Annotated in this window: 21 protein-coding genes, 2 tRNA genes and 1 pseudogene; 11 read left to right on the top strand and 13 right to left on the bottom strand. The window is 68.8% G+C overall.

Annotated elements, in window-relative coordinates:
• A partial coding sequence (locus ABZU25_RS20955) for a non-reducing end alpha-L-arabinofuranosidase family hydrolase (protein WP_355031018.1) occupies positions 1–959 on the bottom strand: 959 nt, incomplete at its 3' end.
• Positions 960–1,617: 658 nt separating this feature from the next.
• Here ABZU25_RS20955 and ABZU25_RS20950 point away from each other — a divergent pair.
• On the top strand, positions 1,618–2,094 hold the full coding sequence (locus ABZU25_RS20950; protein ID WP_355031017.1) for a DUF5980 family protein: 477 nt from the start codon (positions 1,618–1,620) through the stop codon (positions 2,092–2,094).
• A gap of 25 nt (positions 2,095–2,119) precedes the next feature.
• Here ABZU25_RS20950 and ABZU25_RS20945 read toward each other — a convergent pair whose 3' ends face one another.
• The gene (locus ABZU25_RS20945; RefSeq protein WP_355031016.1) at positions 2,120–2,521 is read right to left on the bottom strand and encodes a hypothetical protein; all 402 of its coding nucleotides are present in this window, start codon (positions 2,519–2,521) and stop codon (positions 2,120–2,122) included.
• Positions 2,522–2,618: 97 nt separating this feature from the next.
• Here ABZU25_RS20945 and ABZU25_RS20940 point away from each other — a divergent pair.
• The 4 genes and pseudogenes from ABZU25_RS20940 to ABZU25_RS20925 form a co-directional block, all read left to right on the top strand.
• A pseudogene (locus ABZU25_RS20940) lies at positions 2,619–2,987 on the top strand (hypothetical protein); the annotation flags it as partial.
• A 61-nt stretch (positions 2,988–3,048) separates the two neighbouring features.
• Positions 3,049–3,810 (top strand): MFS transporter, encoded by a 762-nt coding sequence (locus ABZU25_RS20935; RefSeq protein ID WP_355031015.1) that lies wholly within the window; start codon positions 3,049–3,051, stop codon positions 3,808–3,810.
• Between the two features lie 150 nt (positions 3,811–3,960).
• Positions 3,961–5,415 (top strand): ricin-type beta-trefoil lectin domain protein, encoded by a 1,455-nt coding sequence (locus ABZU25_RS20930; RefSeq protein WP_355031014.1) that lies wholly within the window; start codon positions 3,961–3,963, stop codon positions 5,413–5,415.
• 125 nt (positions 5,416–5,540) lie between these two features.
• Complete coding sequence (locus ABZU25_RS20925; protein ID WP_355031013.1) at positions 5,541–5,768, top strand: tyrosine-type recombinase/integrase; 228 nt, start codon at positions 5,541–5,543, stop codon at positions 5,766–5,768.
• On the opposite strand, the gene ABZU25_RS20920 is transcribed toward ABZU25_RS20925, so the two are convergent.
• From ABZU25_RS20920 to ABZU25_RS20910, 3 genes are all read right to left on the bottom strand, one after another.
• Positions 5,749–6,240, bottom strand: coding sequence for an SRPBCC domain-containing protein (locus ABZU25_RS20920; RefSeq protein WP_355031012.1), 492 nt, complete (start codon positions 6,238–6,240; stop codon positions 5,749–5,751). The two genes, ABZU25_RS20925 and ABZU25_RS20920, sit on opposite strands and share 20 nt — an antisense overlap.
• Entirely contained in the window at positions 6,237–6,611 is a 375-nt protein-coding gene (locus ABZU25_RS20915; protein ID WP_355031011.1) for a metalloregulator ArsR/SmtB family transcription factor, read from the bottom strand. The genes ABZU25_RS20920 and ABZU25_RS20915 overlap by 4 nt, the downstream gene beginning before the upstream one ends.
• 127 nt (positions 6,612–6,738) lie before the next feature.
• Positions 6,739–6,924: a hypothetical protein gene (locus ABZU25_RS20910; RefSeq protein WP_355031010.1), complete on the bottom strand. Its 186-nt coding sequence runs from the start codon at positions 6,922–6,924 to the stop codon at positions 6,739–6,741.
• On the opposite strand from ABZU25_RS20910, the gene ABZU25_RS20905 reads away from it, so the two are divergent.
• Both ABZU25_RS20905 and ABZU25_RS20900 read left to right on the top strand, forming a co-directional pair.
• The gene (locus tag ABZU25_RS20905; RefSeq protein WP_355031009.1) at positions 6,916–7,215 is read left to right on the top strand and encodes an ATP-binding protein; all 300 of its coding nucleotides are present in this window, start codon (positions 6,916–6,918) and stop codon (positions 7,213–7,215) included. The two genes, ABZU25_RS20910 and ABZU25_RS20905, sit on opposite strands and share 9 nt — an antisense overlap.
• Positions 7,216–7,250: 35 nt before the next feature.
• Positions 7,251–7,919, top strand: coding sequence for a VTT domain-containing protein (locus ABZU25_RS20900; protein WP_355031008.1), 669 nt, complete (start codon positions 7,251–7,253; stop codon positions 7,917–7,919).
• A 23-nt stretch (positions 7,920–7,942) separates the two neighbouring features.
• Here ABZU25_RS20900 and ABZU25_RS20895 read toward each other — a convergent pair whose 3' ends face one another.
• Together ABZU25_RS20895 and ABZU25_RS20890 are read right to left on the bottom strand one after the other, a co-directional pair.
• A complete protein-coding gene (locus ABZU25_RS20895) occupies positions 7,943–8,833 on the bottom strand; it encodes a M56 family metallopeptidase (RefSeq protein WP_355031007.1) in 891 nt (296 codons plus the stop codon).
• Positions 8,830–9,216, bottom strand: a complete 387-nt coding sequence (locus ABZU25_RS20890; RefSeq protein ID WP_355031006.1) for a BlaI/MecI/CopY family transcriptional regulator — start codon at positions 9,214–9,216, stop codon at positions 8,830–8,832. Before ABZU25_RS20890 ends, ABZU25_RS20895 begins: the two co-directional genes overlap by 4 nt.
• 92 nt (positions 9,217–9,308) lie before the next feature.
• On the opposite strand from ABZU25_RS20890, the gene ABZU25_RS20885 reads away from it, so the two are divergent.
• On the top strand, positions 9,309–10,010 hold the full coding sequence (locus tag ABZU25_RS20885; RefSeq protein WP_355031005.1) for a phosphatase PAP2 family protein: 702 nt from the start codon (positions 9,309–9,311) through the stop codon (positions 10,008–10,010).
• On the opposite strand, the gene ABZU25_RS20880 is transcribed toward ABZU25_RS20885, so the two are convergent.
• Positions 9,976–10,200, bottom strand: a complete 225-nt coding sequence (locus ABZU25_RS20880) for a hypothetical protein (protein ID WP_355031004.1) — start codon at positions 10,198–10,200, stop codon at positions 9,976–9,978. The genes ABZU25_RS20885 and ABZU25_RS20880 overlap by 35 nt on opposite strands.
• A complete protein-coding gene (gene efeU, locus ABZU25_RS20875; protein ID WP_355031003.1) occupies positions 10,197–11,063 on the bottom strand; it encodes an iron uptake transporter permease EfeU in 867 nt (288 codons plus the stop codon). Before efeU ends, ABZU25_RS20880 begins: the two co-directional genes overlap by 4 nt.
• A 90-nt stretch (positions 11,064–11,153) precedes the next feature.
• Between efeU and ABZU25_RS20870 the strand changes: the two genes are divergently transcribed.
• A complete protein-coding gene (locus tag ABZU25_RS20870; protein ID WP_355031002.1) occupies positions 11,154–11,909 on the top strand; it encodes an ABC transporter permease in 756 nt (251 codons plus the stop codon).
• Between the two features lie 45 nt (positions 11,910–11,954).
• Positions 11,955–12,497 carry a phosphatase PAP2 family protein gene (locus ABZU25_RS20865; RefSeq protein WP_355031001.1) on the top strand — a complete coding sequence of 181 codons (543 nt, stop codon included), beginning with the start codon at positions 11,955–11,957 and terminating at the stop codon, positions 12,495–12,497.
• Positions 12,498–12,888: 391 nt separating this feature from the next.
• On the opposite strand, the gene ABZU25_RS20860 is transcribed toward ABZU25_RS20865, so the two are convergent.
• Positions 12,889–13,020: a hypothetical protein gene (locus ABZU25_RS20860; RefSeq protein WP_355031000.1), complete on the bottom strand. Its 132-nt coding sequence runs from the start codon at positions 13,018–13,020 to the stop codon at positions 12,889–12,891.
• Positions 13,017–13,178, bottom strand: coding sequence for a hypothetical protein (locus tag ABZU25_RS20855; protein WP_355031031.1), 162 nt, complete (start codon positions 13,176–13,178; stop codon positions 13,017–13,019). Before ABZU25_RS20855 ends, ABZU25_RS20860 begins: the two co-directional genes overlap by 4 nt.
• Here ABZU25_RS20855 and ABZU25_RS20850 point away from each other — a divergent pair.
• Entirely contained in the window at positions 13,129–13,659 is a 531-nt protein-coding gene (locus ABZU25_RS20850) for a tyrosine-type recombinase/integrase (RefSeq protein ID WP_355030999.1), read from the top strand. The two genes, ABZU25_RS20855 and ABZU25_RS20850, sit on opposite strands and share 50 nt — an antisense overlap.
• A 90-nt stretch (positions 13,660–13,749) precedes the next feature.
• Here ABZU25_RS20850 and ABZU25_RS20845 read toward each other — a convergent pair.
• Positions 13,750–13,822: transfer RNA gene (locus ABZU25_RS20845), tRNA-Arg, on the bottom strand.
• Between the two features lie 35 nt (positions 13,823–13,857).
• Positions 13,858–13,948: transfer RNA gene (locus tag ABZU25_RS20840), tRNA-Ser, on the bottom strand.
• Between the last annotated feature and the right edge of the window lie 78 nt (positions 13,949–14,026).

Genomic DNA, 14,026 nt, shown 5'->3' with positions numbered 1-14,026 from the left:
TCAGTCGAGGTCCGGTACGAGAACGCCGGCCCACCCCACTGATAGGTGAGCACCCAGATGTTCTTCGGCGCGAAGTAGAACAACGACGGCGCGACAGTCGCGTTGTTCATCCCGTTCTGGCTCGCCGAGGCCATCTGCGAGTAGTTCGTGAACAGGCCGAAGTTCATCGAACCCCAACTGCTGCCGTTGTCGTGGGTGGTGGCGTAGACCAACTGCTGACCGTTGTAGGGGGCCACCGTGAAGTCCTTCAGCGACACCCACCCCGACTTCGGAGTCGCCAGCTGACCCGTCGACGACCAACGGTACGACGAGGGAAGGTCACAGGTGCCGCCCGGCGGCGGCGTCGTCGGTGGCGGCGTGGTGGGGTTGCTCCCACCGTCGACGCGGACGAGTTGCCACTGCTGGTTGGTGCCGTTCCAGTCGTCGTACTGCACGATGTTGCCACCGTCGGCGGTCGAGGCGCCCTGCACCTCCATCACCTTGTTGCTGTTGCGGTTGATCAGCCGGACGTAGCCGCTGTCCGAGTCGGCCAACCGGAACTGCTGGTTGGTGCTGTTGTTGTCGGCCCACTGCACGATGCTGGCGCCGTTGGCGGTCGAGAAGCCGGAGACGTCAAGCACCTTGCCCGACAACCGTGACTTCACCCGGTAGTTGCCACTCCCGGAGTCGACGAACTGCCACTGCTGCTGGTTGCCGTTGTTGCGGGTCCACTGGGTGATCCGGGCCCCGTCAGTCGTGGCCAGGTTGTACACGTCCAGGGCCTTGCCGCTGTTGCGGTTGATCAACACGTACCACGCGCTCGTGTCGACCGTCGCCGCGGCGGCGGGTGACGACACCACCGCTACGGCAGCACCGCCGACCAGCACCGCCGCCGCGCCGGCGGCGAGAATGCGGGGCAACCACCAACGCCGCCGCCGCGACGGCGGCGCGATCGATGGAGACCTATCGAGGGCAGACATGATCCTCCTTCAATGACCAAAGCCGAACGGCCTGCCCGAGGGTGGGCGCACCGCGATACGTGTCCGGGCGAGGCGTCGAGGAAGTTAGCGCTAACAACACGCCTGCTGCCCTGGCGCACGACCGATTCGAGGGTCGACGAAGCAGGCTTCCCCGGTAAGCCATAGATGTCGTCGTCCTTAGCCATCGACTGTGAGCGATAACATGCCGTTCGTCAAGACGTAACGTGCTGGGAACATCTGGCGGTGACGGGCCGTGACCCAGGACCCGACCGCTCCCCACCAGCACTGCGCAGGCATCGCCCCGAGCTTGCCGGCACAGACCGCCGCGGGACCCTTGAGGAGCCGATGCGTTGGCGCTAACATCGACGTTTGCCCATTATTCGGGAGCAACCCCAGCCCGGCATGTTTCGGCCGGCTGGATCGCCGGCGCCGCGACGCGAGCCGTGCGATCGACACCAGCGGTGTGACTGCACCACCGCTCCGGTTGCCGAGGGTGGCGCACCCTCGGTGGACACACGGCCCAGGCGCGATGACCGCTCCGGGGCGAATCCGGCGTCTTGCCAAAAGCAGCACAGTGGGCTCTGATATTTATGCACGCCGATTTATTCGCCACCGGTTCAGTCCTGAACGGCCCATCGCGCAAAGGTAGGAGACCTTGATGTTGCGATCGACCTTCGGCATCGCTCGGCTGGCGCTCGCGCTGGTTACCGCGGCGACGCTGGCGCTGATAGCCACCCAGCCAGCCGCCGCGTCACCTACCCGCACACCGGCCGCCACCTGGACGCTGACGAGCGTCGGTCAGCGCATCTGCATCCCGGCCGACCAGTCGTGGTTCACCTACTTCTGGATCACCATTGACGGGACCTGGTCGACACCCATCGAGGTGGGAGCACGCAATCTGCCCCCCGGCACCACCACGAGTCTCCCGCATGCGCCGATCCCCCCGGGATCCAGCGACGGGCACACGGTGCTCAATCTGGTAGCGATGACCCTGCCGCCGCTACCGTTCGGGATTTACCAGTTGGAGCTGACCGCGTCGGACGGCGTGCGGACGCAGAGTGTGCCGGTCACGATCCAGGTTCAGGAGACGTGGGGTTGCGCCTGGGGTTCGGCAACGGCAGGTGCTGCGCGCTGACCGGGTCATTCGGGGTACGCCCGCGTCAGATCGCGCCACGGTCGACCAGGCTGAACGCGGTGTCGAGCGGGGCGTCACCGAGAAACTCGACGTAGATCTCCCTCTTGGTCGGGCTCCACCGCACCACGCCGTACTCTTCGCTGACGACAGAGTAGGAGGTGCGCCCCTTGTCGTCCTTGCCCTCCCGGGATATCACGAACAGGGTTGCCACGGTCGGCCGGCAGTCGGCTCCCACCAGCGACTTGTACCCCTCCGCATCGATCTTGACCCCGAGGCACGGTCGGTGGGCGATGTCCGGGTTCACCGATTTGATCATGTAGTCGACGCCGACCGGTTCGAGCACGAAGAGCGCGTCCTTGCCGGTCCCGTCGCCGACCTCAAGCTCACCGTGAGACGGCAGCGAGAGGTCATGGTCGATCTTCACCACGTGCAGCAGGATTCGCCGCTGTCCGGCGAGTATGGCCCGGGTGGGGTCCACGCCGACCGACGGCGACCCGGCCGGCGTAGCCGCTACCGGCGTGGACACCCGCGCCCTGGCACCGCTGATCGACCCGAACGAGCACTCCTGCGGCACCGTGCCCCCACACGGCGTGCACGAGCTCACCCACCCGGAGGTCGGCTACTACGCCGGCGGCATGAAGTCCTACGGACGGGCCCCGACGTTCCTCATGGCCACCGGCTACGAGCAGGTCCGCTCCGTCGTCGCCGCCCTCGCCGGAGACTGGACCGCCGCCCGCGACGTGCAACTCGACCTGCCGAAACCAGCGTTTGCAACAGCAACCCCGACGACTCCGCGACCAGCGACAGCTGCTGCGCGCCGGCCCCGACCGCCGAGACGGCCGGACGAGGCCTGGCCACCGGCATCTCCGGCGGACTCCTCGCCGCGCCGCTGACCCTGCTCACCCTCAACGCCGCCCCCGCCGACGCTCAGACCGGCAGCTGCTGCAGCAGCTGATGCCCACCAGCATTACGGTGCCCGCCGACCCCGCCGTCGGTGGGCACCACGGGTGGCGGATCGTCGCCGCCCTCGCCATCACCTCGACCGTCGGCTACGGCACCCTCTACTACGCCTACGCGGTCCTGCTCACCCCGATGGCCGCCACCCTCGGCGTCTCCACCACCGCCGTTACCGGCGCGCTCACCGCGAGTGTCCTTGCCGGTGCTCTCGCGGCCATCCCCGTCGGCCGGTGGCTAGACCACCACGGCGGACGTGCCCTCATGACCACCGGCTCGATCACCGCCACCGCCCTGCTCGTGGCGTGGTCCCAGGTGCACACCATCGGCCAGCTGTATGCCGTGATGGTCGGCGTCGGGATCACCGGCGCGATGGTCCTCTACGAACCCGCCTTCGCCGTCATCGTCGCCTGGTTCACCCCCGACCGACGGGCCGCCGCCCTGCTCGCCGTCACCATCGTCGCCGGATTCGCCAGCACCATCTTCATGCCCCTGACCGGCCTCCTGAGCGCACACCTCGGCTGGCGCGGCGCGCTGCTCGTCCTCGCCGCCATCCACGGCGCGGTCACCGTGCCCCTGCACGCACTCACCATCCGCCAGCCCCGACCGGTGGCGACGGCGGCACCTGCCAGCACCCAGCGGTCCGGGCACGCCCAACGGCGCGCCGCCGCCCAGGCCGCGATGCGCGACACCCGGTTCTGGATCCTCGCCGCGACCCTGATCGCCCACGGCGCGGCCACCAGCACCATGACCGTCTCTTGAGTCAACTGTCAGCTGGCAATGTACCGGCAACACGGCGTTCATCAGCCATTGACATCGATTGAGCCGTGTGGTTAGCGTGAGAGCGCTCTCACGCATTGATGGCTCGCATTGCTTGTCCAGGAAGAGCACTCTCGGTCGCCCCGGGCGGGAGTGTCCGTCGCCCACTCGCTGTGTCCGGCCGCGGGGTCGCCCCGGGCATGGCGTCGATCCGTCATCCCCAATGGAAAGGCGAGGCTCCCCGACATGAAGATCAGGAATGCAGGTTTCGCGGACCGAGCGCTGTCACGCAGCAGCCGGCGCCTCATGGTCCTCCTCACCGCGGCCGTCACTGCGCTGGTCGGCAGCGTGGTCATCCAGCAGCAGCCCGCACACGCCGCGTGGAACCTCGTGTGGGCCGACGAGTTCAACGGGTCCGGCGCGCCCAGCAGCGCCAACTGGAACTACAACGTCGGCAACGGCCTCAACCCCGGCCTCAATACTTTCGACGGCTGGGGCAACGGCGAGTGGGAGTGGTACCGCCCCGAGAACTGCACGCAGTCCGGCGGCAACCTCGTGATGCGCGCCAACTGGCTCACGACGCCCATCACGGTCAACGGCCGCAACTTCTACCAGACGTCGTGCCGCATGACGACGGACACGAAGAGGTCCTTCCAGTACGGCCGCATCGAGGCGCGCATGGCGCTCCCGACCGCCGCCGGCTCGTGGCCGGCTTTCTGGATGCTCGGTGACTCGTGCGACGAGACGTCCACGAGCGCCTACAACCCAGCGCAGACCTACTACGACCGCCTGCCCACCAACTGGGCCAGTTGCGGCGAGGTCGACATCATGGAACACGCGAACGCGAACGCGACCGTGACGAACAACATCTTCTGGGATCTCCGGACCGGCGTGTTCCCGTGGACAGCGGGTCAGAACGCCAACTACGTCGCGAACCCCGCCGTCAACAACGCCGCGGCCTTCCACGTCTATGCGATCGAGTGGACGGCCGCGCAGATCCGCTGGTACATCGACGGTGTGCAAACGCACGTGATCGACACGACACCGGCGACCTTGGAGGAGTTCCGCAAGCCGTTCCACGTCATCTTCAACCTGGCGCTGGGCGGCACGTACCCCGGACAGAACCCCGTGCAGAGCCAGTTCCCGCTCACCGCATCGATCGACTACGTGCGCTACTACCAGGACGGCGGGGGCACGACGCCGCCTTCCACGGGCGGACCCGCGACGCAGATCAACGGGCCGGGCGGCAAATGCGTGGACGTGGGCGGAAACGACACGGGCGGCAATGGCGCGGCCGTGCAGCTGTGGACGTGCCAGGGGCCTTCTGTTTCGAGGGACCAGCAGTGGAGTTGGGACGGCCAGACCCTGCGGACGTTGGGCCGGTGCCTCGACGTCACCGGCGCGGGTACGGCCAACGGCACGAGGGTGCAGCTCTGGGACTGCAACGGCGGCGGCGCACAGAACTGGGTCCAGGAAGGTAACCGGTTGCGCAACCCGAACTCCAACAGGTGCCTGGACTCCCCGGAAGGCTCGACAGCGGACGGCGCGCGACTGCAGATCTGGGACTGCAACGGATCGGCCGCACAGTCCTTCGTGAAGGCCGCGTGACGGCCGGCCGAGGGGCACGCTGACGGTCAGGACGCGGGAGCGGACAGGCTCCCGCGCCCTTTCCGCGCGTCCCGGGATACGACCAGCGCCGGGTTTGTCCGGCGCGCTTCGGCCGGCACACCACGGTGTCCTTCCTGACCGCCGAGGAGGTCGACGCTCTGCTCGCCGCCCCGAACGCCAGCCGCCGCTGGGAAGGCCGCCGAGACCGCGCCCTGATAACCCTGGCCGTCCAGACCGGTCTGCGCCTGTCCGAACTCATCGGCCTCAACAACAGCGACGTTCAACTCGACGCCGGCGCACACGTGAGTTTCCCCCGCTTTGTTGGAGCGGTGGTTACCTGCTTCGATAATTAGCTGCAACAGCCTGGACATTCATCAACGTGGCGTCCAGCTTGGTGAATGCTTGGCGCCAACCCTGCTCGCTGGGGTGCGCCAGATGTTCGGGGAGCCACTGGCGGCTCTCCAGTCGCGTCCGTCCGTCAGCCTCGTCGTGGAACTCGACCCGCAGTCTCGTCTCGAACGGCTCGATGCCCTCTTGCAGCCGGCCACTGACGTGCATGACGCCTTCGAGTAGTTCGCCGTCGGCGACGTCGGTGAGGTCGACGTGGATGTGCACGCGAAGGCCGGGGTCGGATGCCCTGACCTCCATCCACCGTTGAAAGCCGCCGGGGCGTACGTCGAACTCGATCTCGTCGCGCGCTAGTGAGTTGCCGGTCGGGCCCCACCACGCCGCCAGGTGGTCGGGATCGGTGAAGGCTCGGTAGACGAGCTCCCGCGGGGCGTCGAACACACGCGAGATGACGAGCTGCGGAGTTTCCGTTTTCATTCGATCCCCCTGGGGTCGTCGACCATCCGGTCCGTTGCCGGTCCGGCGGCCTGCACTGCGGCGAGGTGGGCATCGAGGCGGGTGAGGGCCGAGTCCCAGAGCCGCCGGTAGCGCTCGATCCAGTCGGCCGCCTCGCGCAGCGGGGCAGATTCGAGGTGGCTCGCGCGCCACTTGCCCGACCGTGACCGCGAGATGAGCGCGGCGCGCTCGAGCACCTTCAGGTGCCGTGACACCGCTGGCATCGAGATCGACAGAGGAGCGGTGAGTTCGGTGACCGTGGCGTCGCGTTCGGCCAGCTCGGCGATGATCGCCCGTCGGGTCGGGTCGGACAGTGCCGAGAACACCGCGCTGAGCTGGTCGGTGCCAGCCATCCGAAGCCTCCTTCACTTAACCAATATGTTAAGCGTATTGAGAGGCGAGTGATGTTGTCAACGGTGGGTTGTCGGACCGGCGCGGCGACGCGGTGTTCGGCCGGGTCGAGGGTCAGGTCACCCGCACTCAACCGCGCGGCTGCGCCGTGACGAGGTCGACCTCGACGATCTGGTCTACGCCGAGCGTGAACGCATCGCCGTCGAGCATTCCGGCCTGCGCGTCGAGGGTGGAGTCGAGCCGGTGCGCGTGGTGGGGGATCCCGATCAGTTGCACCGTGCGCTGCGCAACCTGGTCGACAATGCCGTGCGGCACGCTCGTCACACCGTCTTCGTCAGCCTCACCACCAACGACTCGCATGCCGAGGTGGTTGTCGGCAACGACGGGCCCGCTATCGCCGCCGCTGACCGGGAGCGCGTCTTCGACCGGTTCGTGCGGCTCGACGACAGCCGGTCCCGGCAGGGCGGCGGCGCTGGGCTGGGGCTGCCGATCGCCCGCGACATCGTCGTCGCGCTCGGTGGGACCGTGACCGTGGACGCGCTGACCGACGGCGCCGCGCTGCGGGTCCGGCTGCCGATCCCCAACCCTGAAACCTACGGCGTGTAGGTTTAATGGCACGCCGTCGAGGAGAAGTCGCACAGATGCTGGCCGCACCGAACACCCTTGCGCTGGGACCGTCGTTCCTGAACCCGGAGTGGCTCATCTCCACCTTCGGACTGATCGGCATCCTGGCCATCGTCTTCGCCGAGTCCGGCCTGCTGATCGGCTTCTTCCTGCCCGGCGACTCGCTGCTGTTCACCGCCGGCCTGCTCGTGGCCGACGGCACCTACCTGCACCAGTCGCTGTGGCTGATGTGCCTGCTGGTGTCGATCGCGGCGGTCGCGGGCGACCAGTTCGGCTACCTCTTCGGGCGACGCCTCGGCCCCACCCTTTTCCGGCGACCCGACTCCCGGTTGTTCAAGCAGGAAAACCTGACCAGGGCCCAGGACTTCTTCGGCAGGTACGGCGCCCGCTCGATCGTGCTGGCCCGGTTCGTGCCGATCGTGCGGACGTTCACGCCGATCGTGGCCGGCGCGAGCCACATGCACTACCGCACGTTCCTCGTCTACAACGTCCTCGGAGGCACGCTGTGGGGGTGCGGGGTCACCGTCCTCGGCTACTTCCTGGGCCAGGTGACGTTCGTCAAGAACAACATCGAGCTCATCCTGATCGGCATCGTGGTCGTCTCGGTGCTCCCGATCGGCGTCGAGTTGCTGCTCGGACGCCGTCGTCGCGCCCAGGTGCAGCGACGCTCAGACGCCGACGTCTGAGCGCCGCACCCGACCCGCTGGAATCAAAGCCAGGCGCGGGCCAGGGCCACGAACTCGACGGTCGCCGCGGTGACGGTCGTGAGATAGCCAACGCCGAGCAGGGCCGGGCCGATCAGCCGCCGTCGTCGCGGTGCGGGTGCGGGCTCGGTGAGTGCCCGCACCCGGTGCAGCGCGGCGCCGCCGTTGATTCCGAGCGCGGCGCCCGGCCCGGCCCCGACCGTTGCCAGCGCGGCCCGGGCTACGGCTTGAGCGGTCAGATCGCGGTCGTCGACGACTGCGGCGGCGTCCTCGTCGGCCCACCGCTCGACCAGATACGCGACGGTCTCACGGACCGGTACGAGCAGCGGATTCAGTGCGGCCGCGGCCGCGGTGGCGGCCACGAGGCGGTGGTGACGGTGCGCCAGGTGAGCCTGCTCGTGGGCGAAGACCACCCGGCGCTCGTCGGCGTCGAGCAGCCGGACCATCCCGGTGGTGACCAGCAGGTGACCCTCGCGGCCCCGCCGACCAGGCACAGCGACCGCCAGCGGCGCAGACCAATCGGCAACGACCAGGCCGTGCTCCGCCGTGCCGGCCGCGCGCAACTGCCGGTGCGTGACCAGCCGACGGCGCAGATCGATTAACAAGCGTACGCCGCCGAGGAGCAGCGCGAGTCCCGCGACGAGCGCGACCGGCCCCGGTACGGGCTCTGGCAGCTCCATGCTCGGGTGCTCGTCCAGGGCGGCCAACGGCGGCAGGTCGTCCAACGCGGTCAGCGCGAGCATCGTGAGCGACCAGGTGGACGAGGCGGCCGCGATGACCGCGATCGCGCTCAGCCCGCGAGCGGCGGGGCCGGGTCCACCGCGTTTGGCGATCCGGGGAGCCGACCAGGCCAGCACCACAGCCAGCAGCAGCGGCAGGTAGACCGTGACCGTCATGAGCGTCGTCGGCGCCGGGCGGCGTCCAAGAGGTCTCGCAGGGCGACGGCGTCGGCCTCTTCCAGTGAGGCCGCGAACTGCTGGAGCACGGCCTGACGGTCGGGGCGGCCGGCCAGCGCCGCGCGCATCTGCGAGGCGGCCGCGGTGGCGGCGTCCTCGACCGGCCAGTAGAGGTGCCCGCGGCCGGCTCGGCGTCGCGCGACGAGGCCCTTGTCGTGCAGCCGAATCATGATCGTCTGCACCGTGTTGTACGCGAGATCAGCGCCGATCGCGGCGTGCACCTCGGTCGCCGTCATCGGCTCGACGGCGGCCCACAACACCCCCATGACCTCGGCCTCGAGGGTGCCCGGCGGCCGCCGGCCGCCCTTGATCGTCACAGTCACCGACCTCCGCCGCCAGAATAACCCGACACCTCCACGGCGAACGCCAGGGCGACATCAGCAACCTACTAGTTGTAGGAGCTAGTCTCGTCGTCGTGACCCTGCGCTCGTCGCACCCTCCTCCCGCCGGGACCCGCGCCGCTGTACTGCTCGTCGGCTGGGCCACTGTGGCGTTCGTGCTGCTCGCTCTGCTGGTGGCCGGTTCGGCCGGGCCGGTCCCGCGTCTCGACGCCTGGGTCAGCAGCGCGGCGTACGCCGCGGCAATGGCCCATCCCCTCTGGCGAGCCAGCATGGCCGCTGTCACGGTGACCGGCAGCACCGCGGTCCTGGGTCCGCTGACCGCCCTGGGCTGTGTGATCCTGCTGGTGTTCGGCCGGTGGCGCCAAGCCGTCTTCGCCGCGGTCGCGATGACCACCACGGTGTGCCTGCGGTTGGTCGTGCTCGCTGTCGTCGCCCGGGCCCGTCCGGTCGACCAGCTCGCGTCGGCGTCGAGCTACTCGTTCCCGTCCGGGCACAGCACGGTGTCCGCCGCCACCGCGCTGATCCTGCTCGTCGTGTGTTGGCCGCTGCTGCGGCTGCGGCGCAGCCGGATCCTGCTGGCAGTCGCCGCCGGCGGGTGGGCGCTCAGCGTCGGAGTCAGCCGGGTGGCGCTCGTGGTGCACTGGCCCAGCGACATCATCGGCGCCTGGCTGTTCGTGCTGGTCACGGTCCCCGGCACGGCGGTGGTGCTGCGCGCGGCGCTCGCTCGCGACGGGCCGAAGGTCACCGCTGGCCGACAGCGGCGGCGAGCCGGCTGACCGGCTCGGCCAAGCCGTTGATCGCATCAGAGAGCTCCCGCACCTGCGCCGGGGCCGCAGTGCAGGCCGTGTCATCGGCGGCGACCCCGACGACAACCGTGCGGGAGGCGCTCGGCGTGCCGCCGCAACCGGCCACCACGACGGCGGCGCTCATCAGCGCCGCGACAGCCTGGGCGGCCCTGGCCCTCACGCGGCCGCCTCGGCTTGCGTGACCTCACGCTCCTGCACTGACCTCGTCGCCGCGCGCGCCGGGCGGAAGAACGCCAAGAGGACAACGACGGCGTAGCCGATCCAGGTAAGGATCTCCAGTACGGTGGCGCGCGGGGTGAGATTGACCGTGGCGGCGAGCAGAGTGGCGTACCAGGATGCCGGTTCGACCGTGTGGGAGACGTCGTAGGCGAGGTTCCCGGCGCCCGGCAGCGCGCCCGCGACCTGGAAACCGTGCACCGCGTACTTGGCGATGCCGGCGGCGACCAGGATCAGCAGCACACCCGTCCAAGTGAACAGCCGAGAAAGATTGACCCGGGCGACGGCCTTGTTCATCAGCCAGCCGAGCAGCACCGCGGACAGCACGCCGGCGATCATGCCGAGCAGCGGCGCGATGGTCTGCGCGGCGGCTTGGGCGGCGGAGAAGACCAGCAGCACCATCTCGACGCCCTCGCGGATGACCGCGACGAAAGCGAGCAAGGCTATCGCCGCCCGGCCCATGCCGAGCGCTTCGGTGAGCCTGCCGGTCAGCTCAGCCTTGAGGGTGCGGGCGCTACGCCGCATCCAGAAGATCATCCAGGTGACCATCGCTACGGCGACCAGGGACGTCACCGCCTCGAACAGTTCCAGCCGCACGCCGCCGAGCAGTGACGTCGCGACGTAGGTGAGCACCGCGCCGAGCACGCCGGCGACCAGCACGGCCAGCCCCACGCCCCACCACAACGGCGCCCGCCCGTCACGGCGTGAGGAACGGGCCAGGACGGTGAGCAGAATCGCGACGACGAGCGCCGCCTCCAGGCCGTCGCGCAGACCGATGAGATAGCTGGCGATGAAGACCGCGCCCACTCGCACCCCTCAGATTGGTAAGCCTTACCTACTATCGCCAAACTCCTACAGGCTGTGGGAGTTGTCAAGTCGGGCTGCTTCACTGTGCGGGTGGATCAGGGTGCGGTCTCGGTCGGTCCGGTGTTCGCGGTCGTGCTGGCCGCTCTTGTCCTCGTCGCGGTGGTAACGGTGTGGATCGGCCGATTGGGCAGCGGCCGCGGCATCGCGACCGCGTCGGCCCGCGCCGTGCTGCAACTGGGCGCCGTCGCGCTGCTGATAGCCGCCGTCCTGCGCTCGTGGTCGGCGAGCGTCGGGTTCATCACGCTGATGGTCCTGGTCGCGGCGGTCACCTCCGCCCGCCGGGTCAGCTCGCTTCGCCTCGGCTGGCCGGTGCTCGCGCCCATTGCGCTCGGGGCGCTCCCGATCTGCGTCCTCGTCGTGGCGTCCGGCACCGTACCGCTGACCGAAGTCGCGGTCGTGCCCATCGCCGGGATCCTCATCGGCGGGGCGATGACCGCCACCTCGCTGGCGGGCCGCCGCGCGCTGGACGAACTACGCGACCGGCACGGCGAGTACGAGGCGGCCCTGGCATTGGGCTTCCTGCCTCGCGAGGCGGCTCTCGAAATCTGCCGGCCCAGCGCGGGGCGGGCGCTGGTGCCCGCGCTGGATCAAACTCGCACCGTGGGTCTGGTCACGCTTCCCGGTGCCTTCGTCGGCGTGCTGCTGGGCGGCGGCCCACCCGTTCAAGCCGGAGCAACCCAACTGCTGGTCCTGGTGGCGCTGTTGGCCGTCGAGGCGATCGCCGTGGCCGTGACCATCGAACTGGTGTCCAACGGGCTACTACGCCGCCCGAACCCGCCCGGATGACCCGCTTTCAGCGAATTCTTATCACCCGCTCGGCAGGATGAACGGGTGAACTACCGATTGTTCGAGCTGATCAACGGCCCGGCCGGGCAGATCGACAGCATGGATGACGTGATGGAATTCGCCGCGACCTGGCTGTTCTACCTGATAATCGCGGCCTCCGCGGTTCCGGTTGCGGTGGCACTGCACCGCCGACGAATACGTCCGGTGCTCGAACTCGGCGTCGCCCTGTGCCTCGCCTTCGCCGCGGCTACCGTCCTGGCACACCTGAACAACCAGCTACGCCCGTTCCAGAGCCATCACGTCCACCAACTGATCCCCCACGACCCGGGAGTGTCACTGCCCAGCGACCATGCCACCGCGGCGTTCACGCTGGCCTTCGGCGTCTACGCCTTCCTGAACCACCGATGGGGCGTCATCCTGGCCGCCGCGGCGCTGACCGTCGGCATCGCACGGGTATGGGTTGGCGTGCACTATCCAGGCGACATCCTCGCCGCGGCAGCCATCGCCGGCCTCGCCGTCGTGGCAGTCGCGCTCGGGCGCCACCAGCAGCGCAACCGCACCCGCGTCCCCTCCGCTCGACCGCGCTGACCCTGCACGATGTGTCGAGTAACCGGACCGCGATGACAATCCCCCGCAAGGCCATCGGACCGCCCGGGCGGCGCGACAGACGGGCGCCCGCACCGCCCCTGCCCGCGGCCGCCGCCTCGAAAGAGCGGACGACGGCTGTGGTGGCGTCGAAGCAAGTGTTCGCCCAACTGTTCCGGGCGCCCTGCTCGGCGGTGCCGGCAGACGCCACCGGGGCATCGTGGCGACGTGGACGGTGATTCAGCCGCATCGGGCTTGGGATCGCTGAGAGACGGAGGGGTGGTGCAACTCCCCCGCCGTCTCGCTGCGTGCGGTCTCCGGGCCGGTGATCCCGTTCAACATCGTCATCGGCAGGGTGTACCGCTGAGCTCCGTCGTACCCGTGATCGGCGCGCTCAGCCGGTGCCGCTGTCACGGGCTCCGCGCACGGCGATGAGCACCACTCCGGCGACGAACACCAGGCCGGCGCAGAGTGCGGCGCCGACGTCGTACGGCGGTCGAGCCGGCCACATCCATGGCGTGGTCACCGCCGGTCCGTGCCACTGCGTGTACAACGCGAGAGGGCGATCATGAGATAGGCGGCAGGGCCGGCCCAGGCCAGCGCGCCGCCGAGCAGGGCCGCGCACAGCAGGCCGATGCCGACCATCCCGGCCAGGTTGCGCAGATGGCCGTGCTCCGCGAGCACCTACGCCGACAACGTCAGCAACAAGCCGCACGCGAGACGGCAGGCAGAGCCTGCTACGACAGCGGTTACGTGTTCATCCGCCCCGACGGCAGGCCGGCTGCACCCCGAATACGCGACGCGGCACTTCACCCGACTCGTCAAGCGAGCCGACATCCCACCGATCCGCCTGCACGACCTCCGCCACGGCGCCGCATCCCTCGCTCACCAAGCCGGTGCCGACCTCAAAACCGTTCAAGACCTACTCGGCCACGCCAGCATCGTCACCAGCGTCCTGCCATATGCCCAGTGCAAGTGCGCCGAGGCCACCGCTCGACTGGTCCTCGCCGCAGCCCGCCGCACCCGCGAAAAGATCAGGAAGAGGGGCCAGAGCAACCGCCCCAACCCCAGAAAAAATAAGCACACCACCCGCAAAGCAGCGGTTACCACACCACAAAAGAGCAGGTCAACACCTATGCAACCTAAGCATGATTACAGAAAGTGACGGCGCCCACATGACACCCACTGTCCAAGCAGGACGATCAACAAGAAACGCCTGACCGCGTTTCCGCAGGCCAGACGTTGTTTGATCTTGTGCGCCCGAAGGGACTCGAACCCCTAACCTTCTGATCCGTAGTCAGATGCTCTATCCATTGAGCTACGGGCGCTCGTGCTCAGCCAGTCTACACACCCGGCTTTCGCGCGGAGACTCCGGGATTCGAACCCGGGAGGGGCTTTAAGACCCCAACCGCATTAGCAGTGCGGCGCCATAGACCAGACTAGGCGAAGTCTCCCCGGTGATCCGCAGACCACCGCGCCCGAGAATACAGGTCGCCACCCGCCGGGAGCAAAACGACTTCCGGGGTACGCCG

The sequence above is a fragment of the Micromonospora sp. NPDC005215 genome, assembly GCF_040607915.1.
GTDB lineage: Bacteria > Actinomycetota > Actinomycetes > Mycobacteriales > Micromonosporaceae > Micromonospora.
Note: the sequence above shows the minus strand (reverse complement) of the source record. Positions and strands in the feature narration are given on the sequence as shown.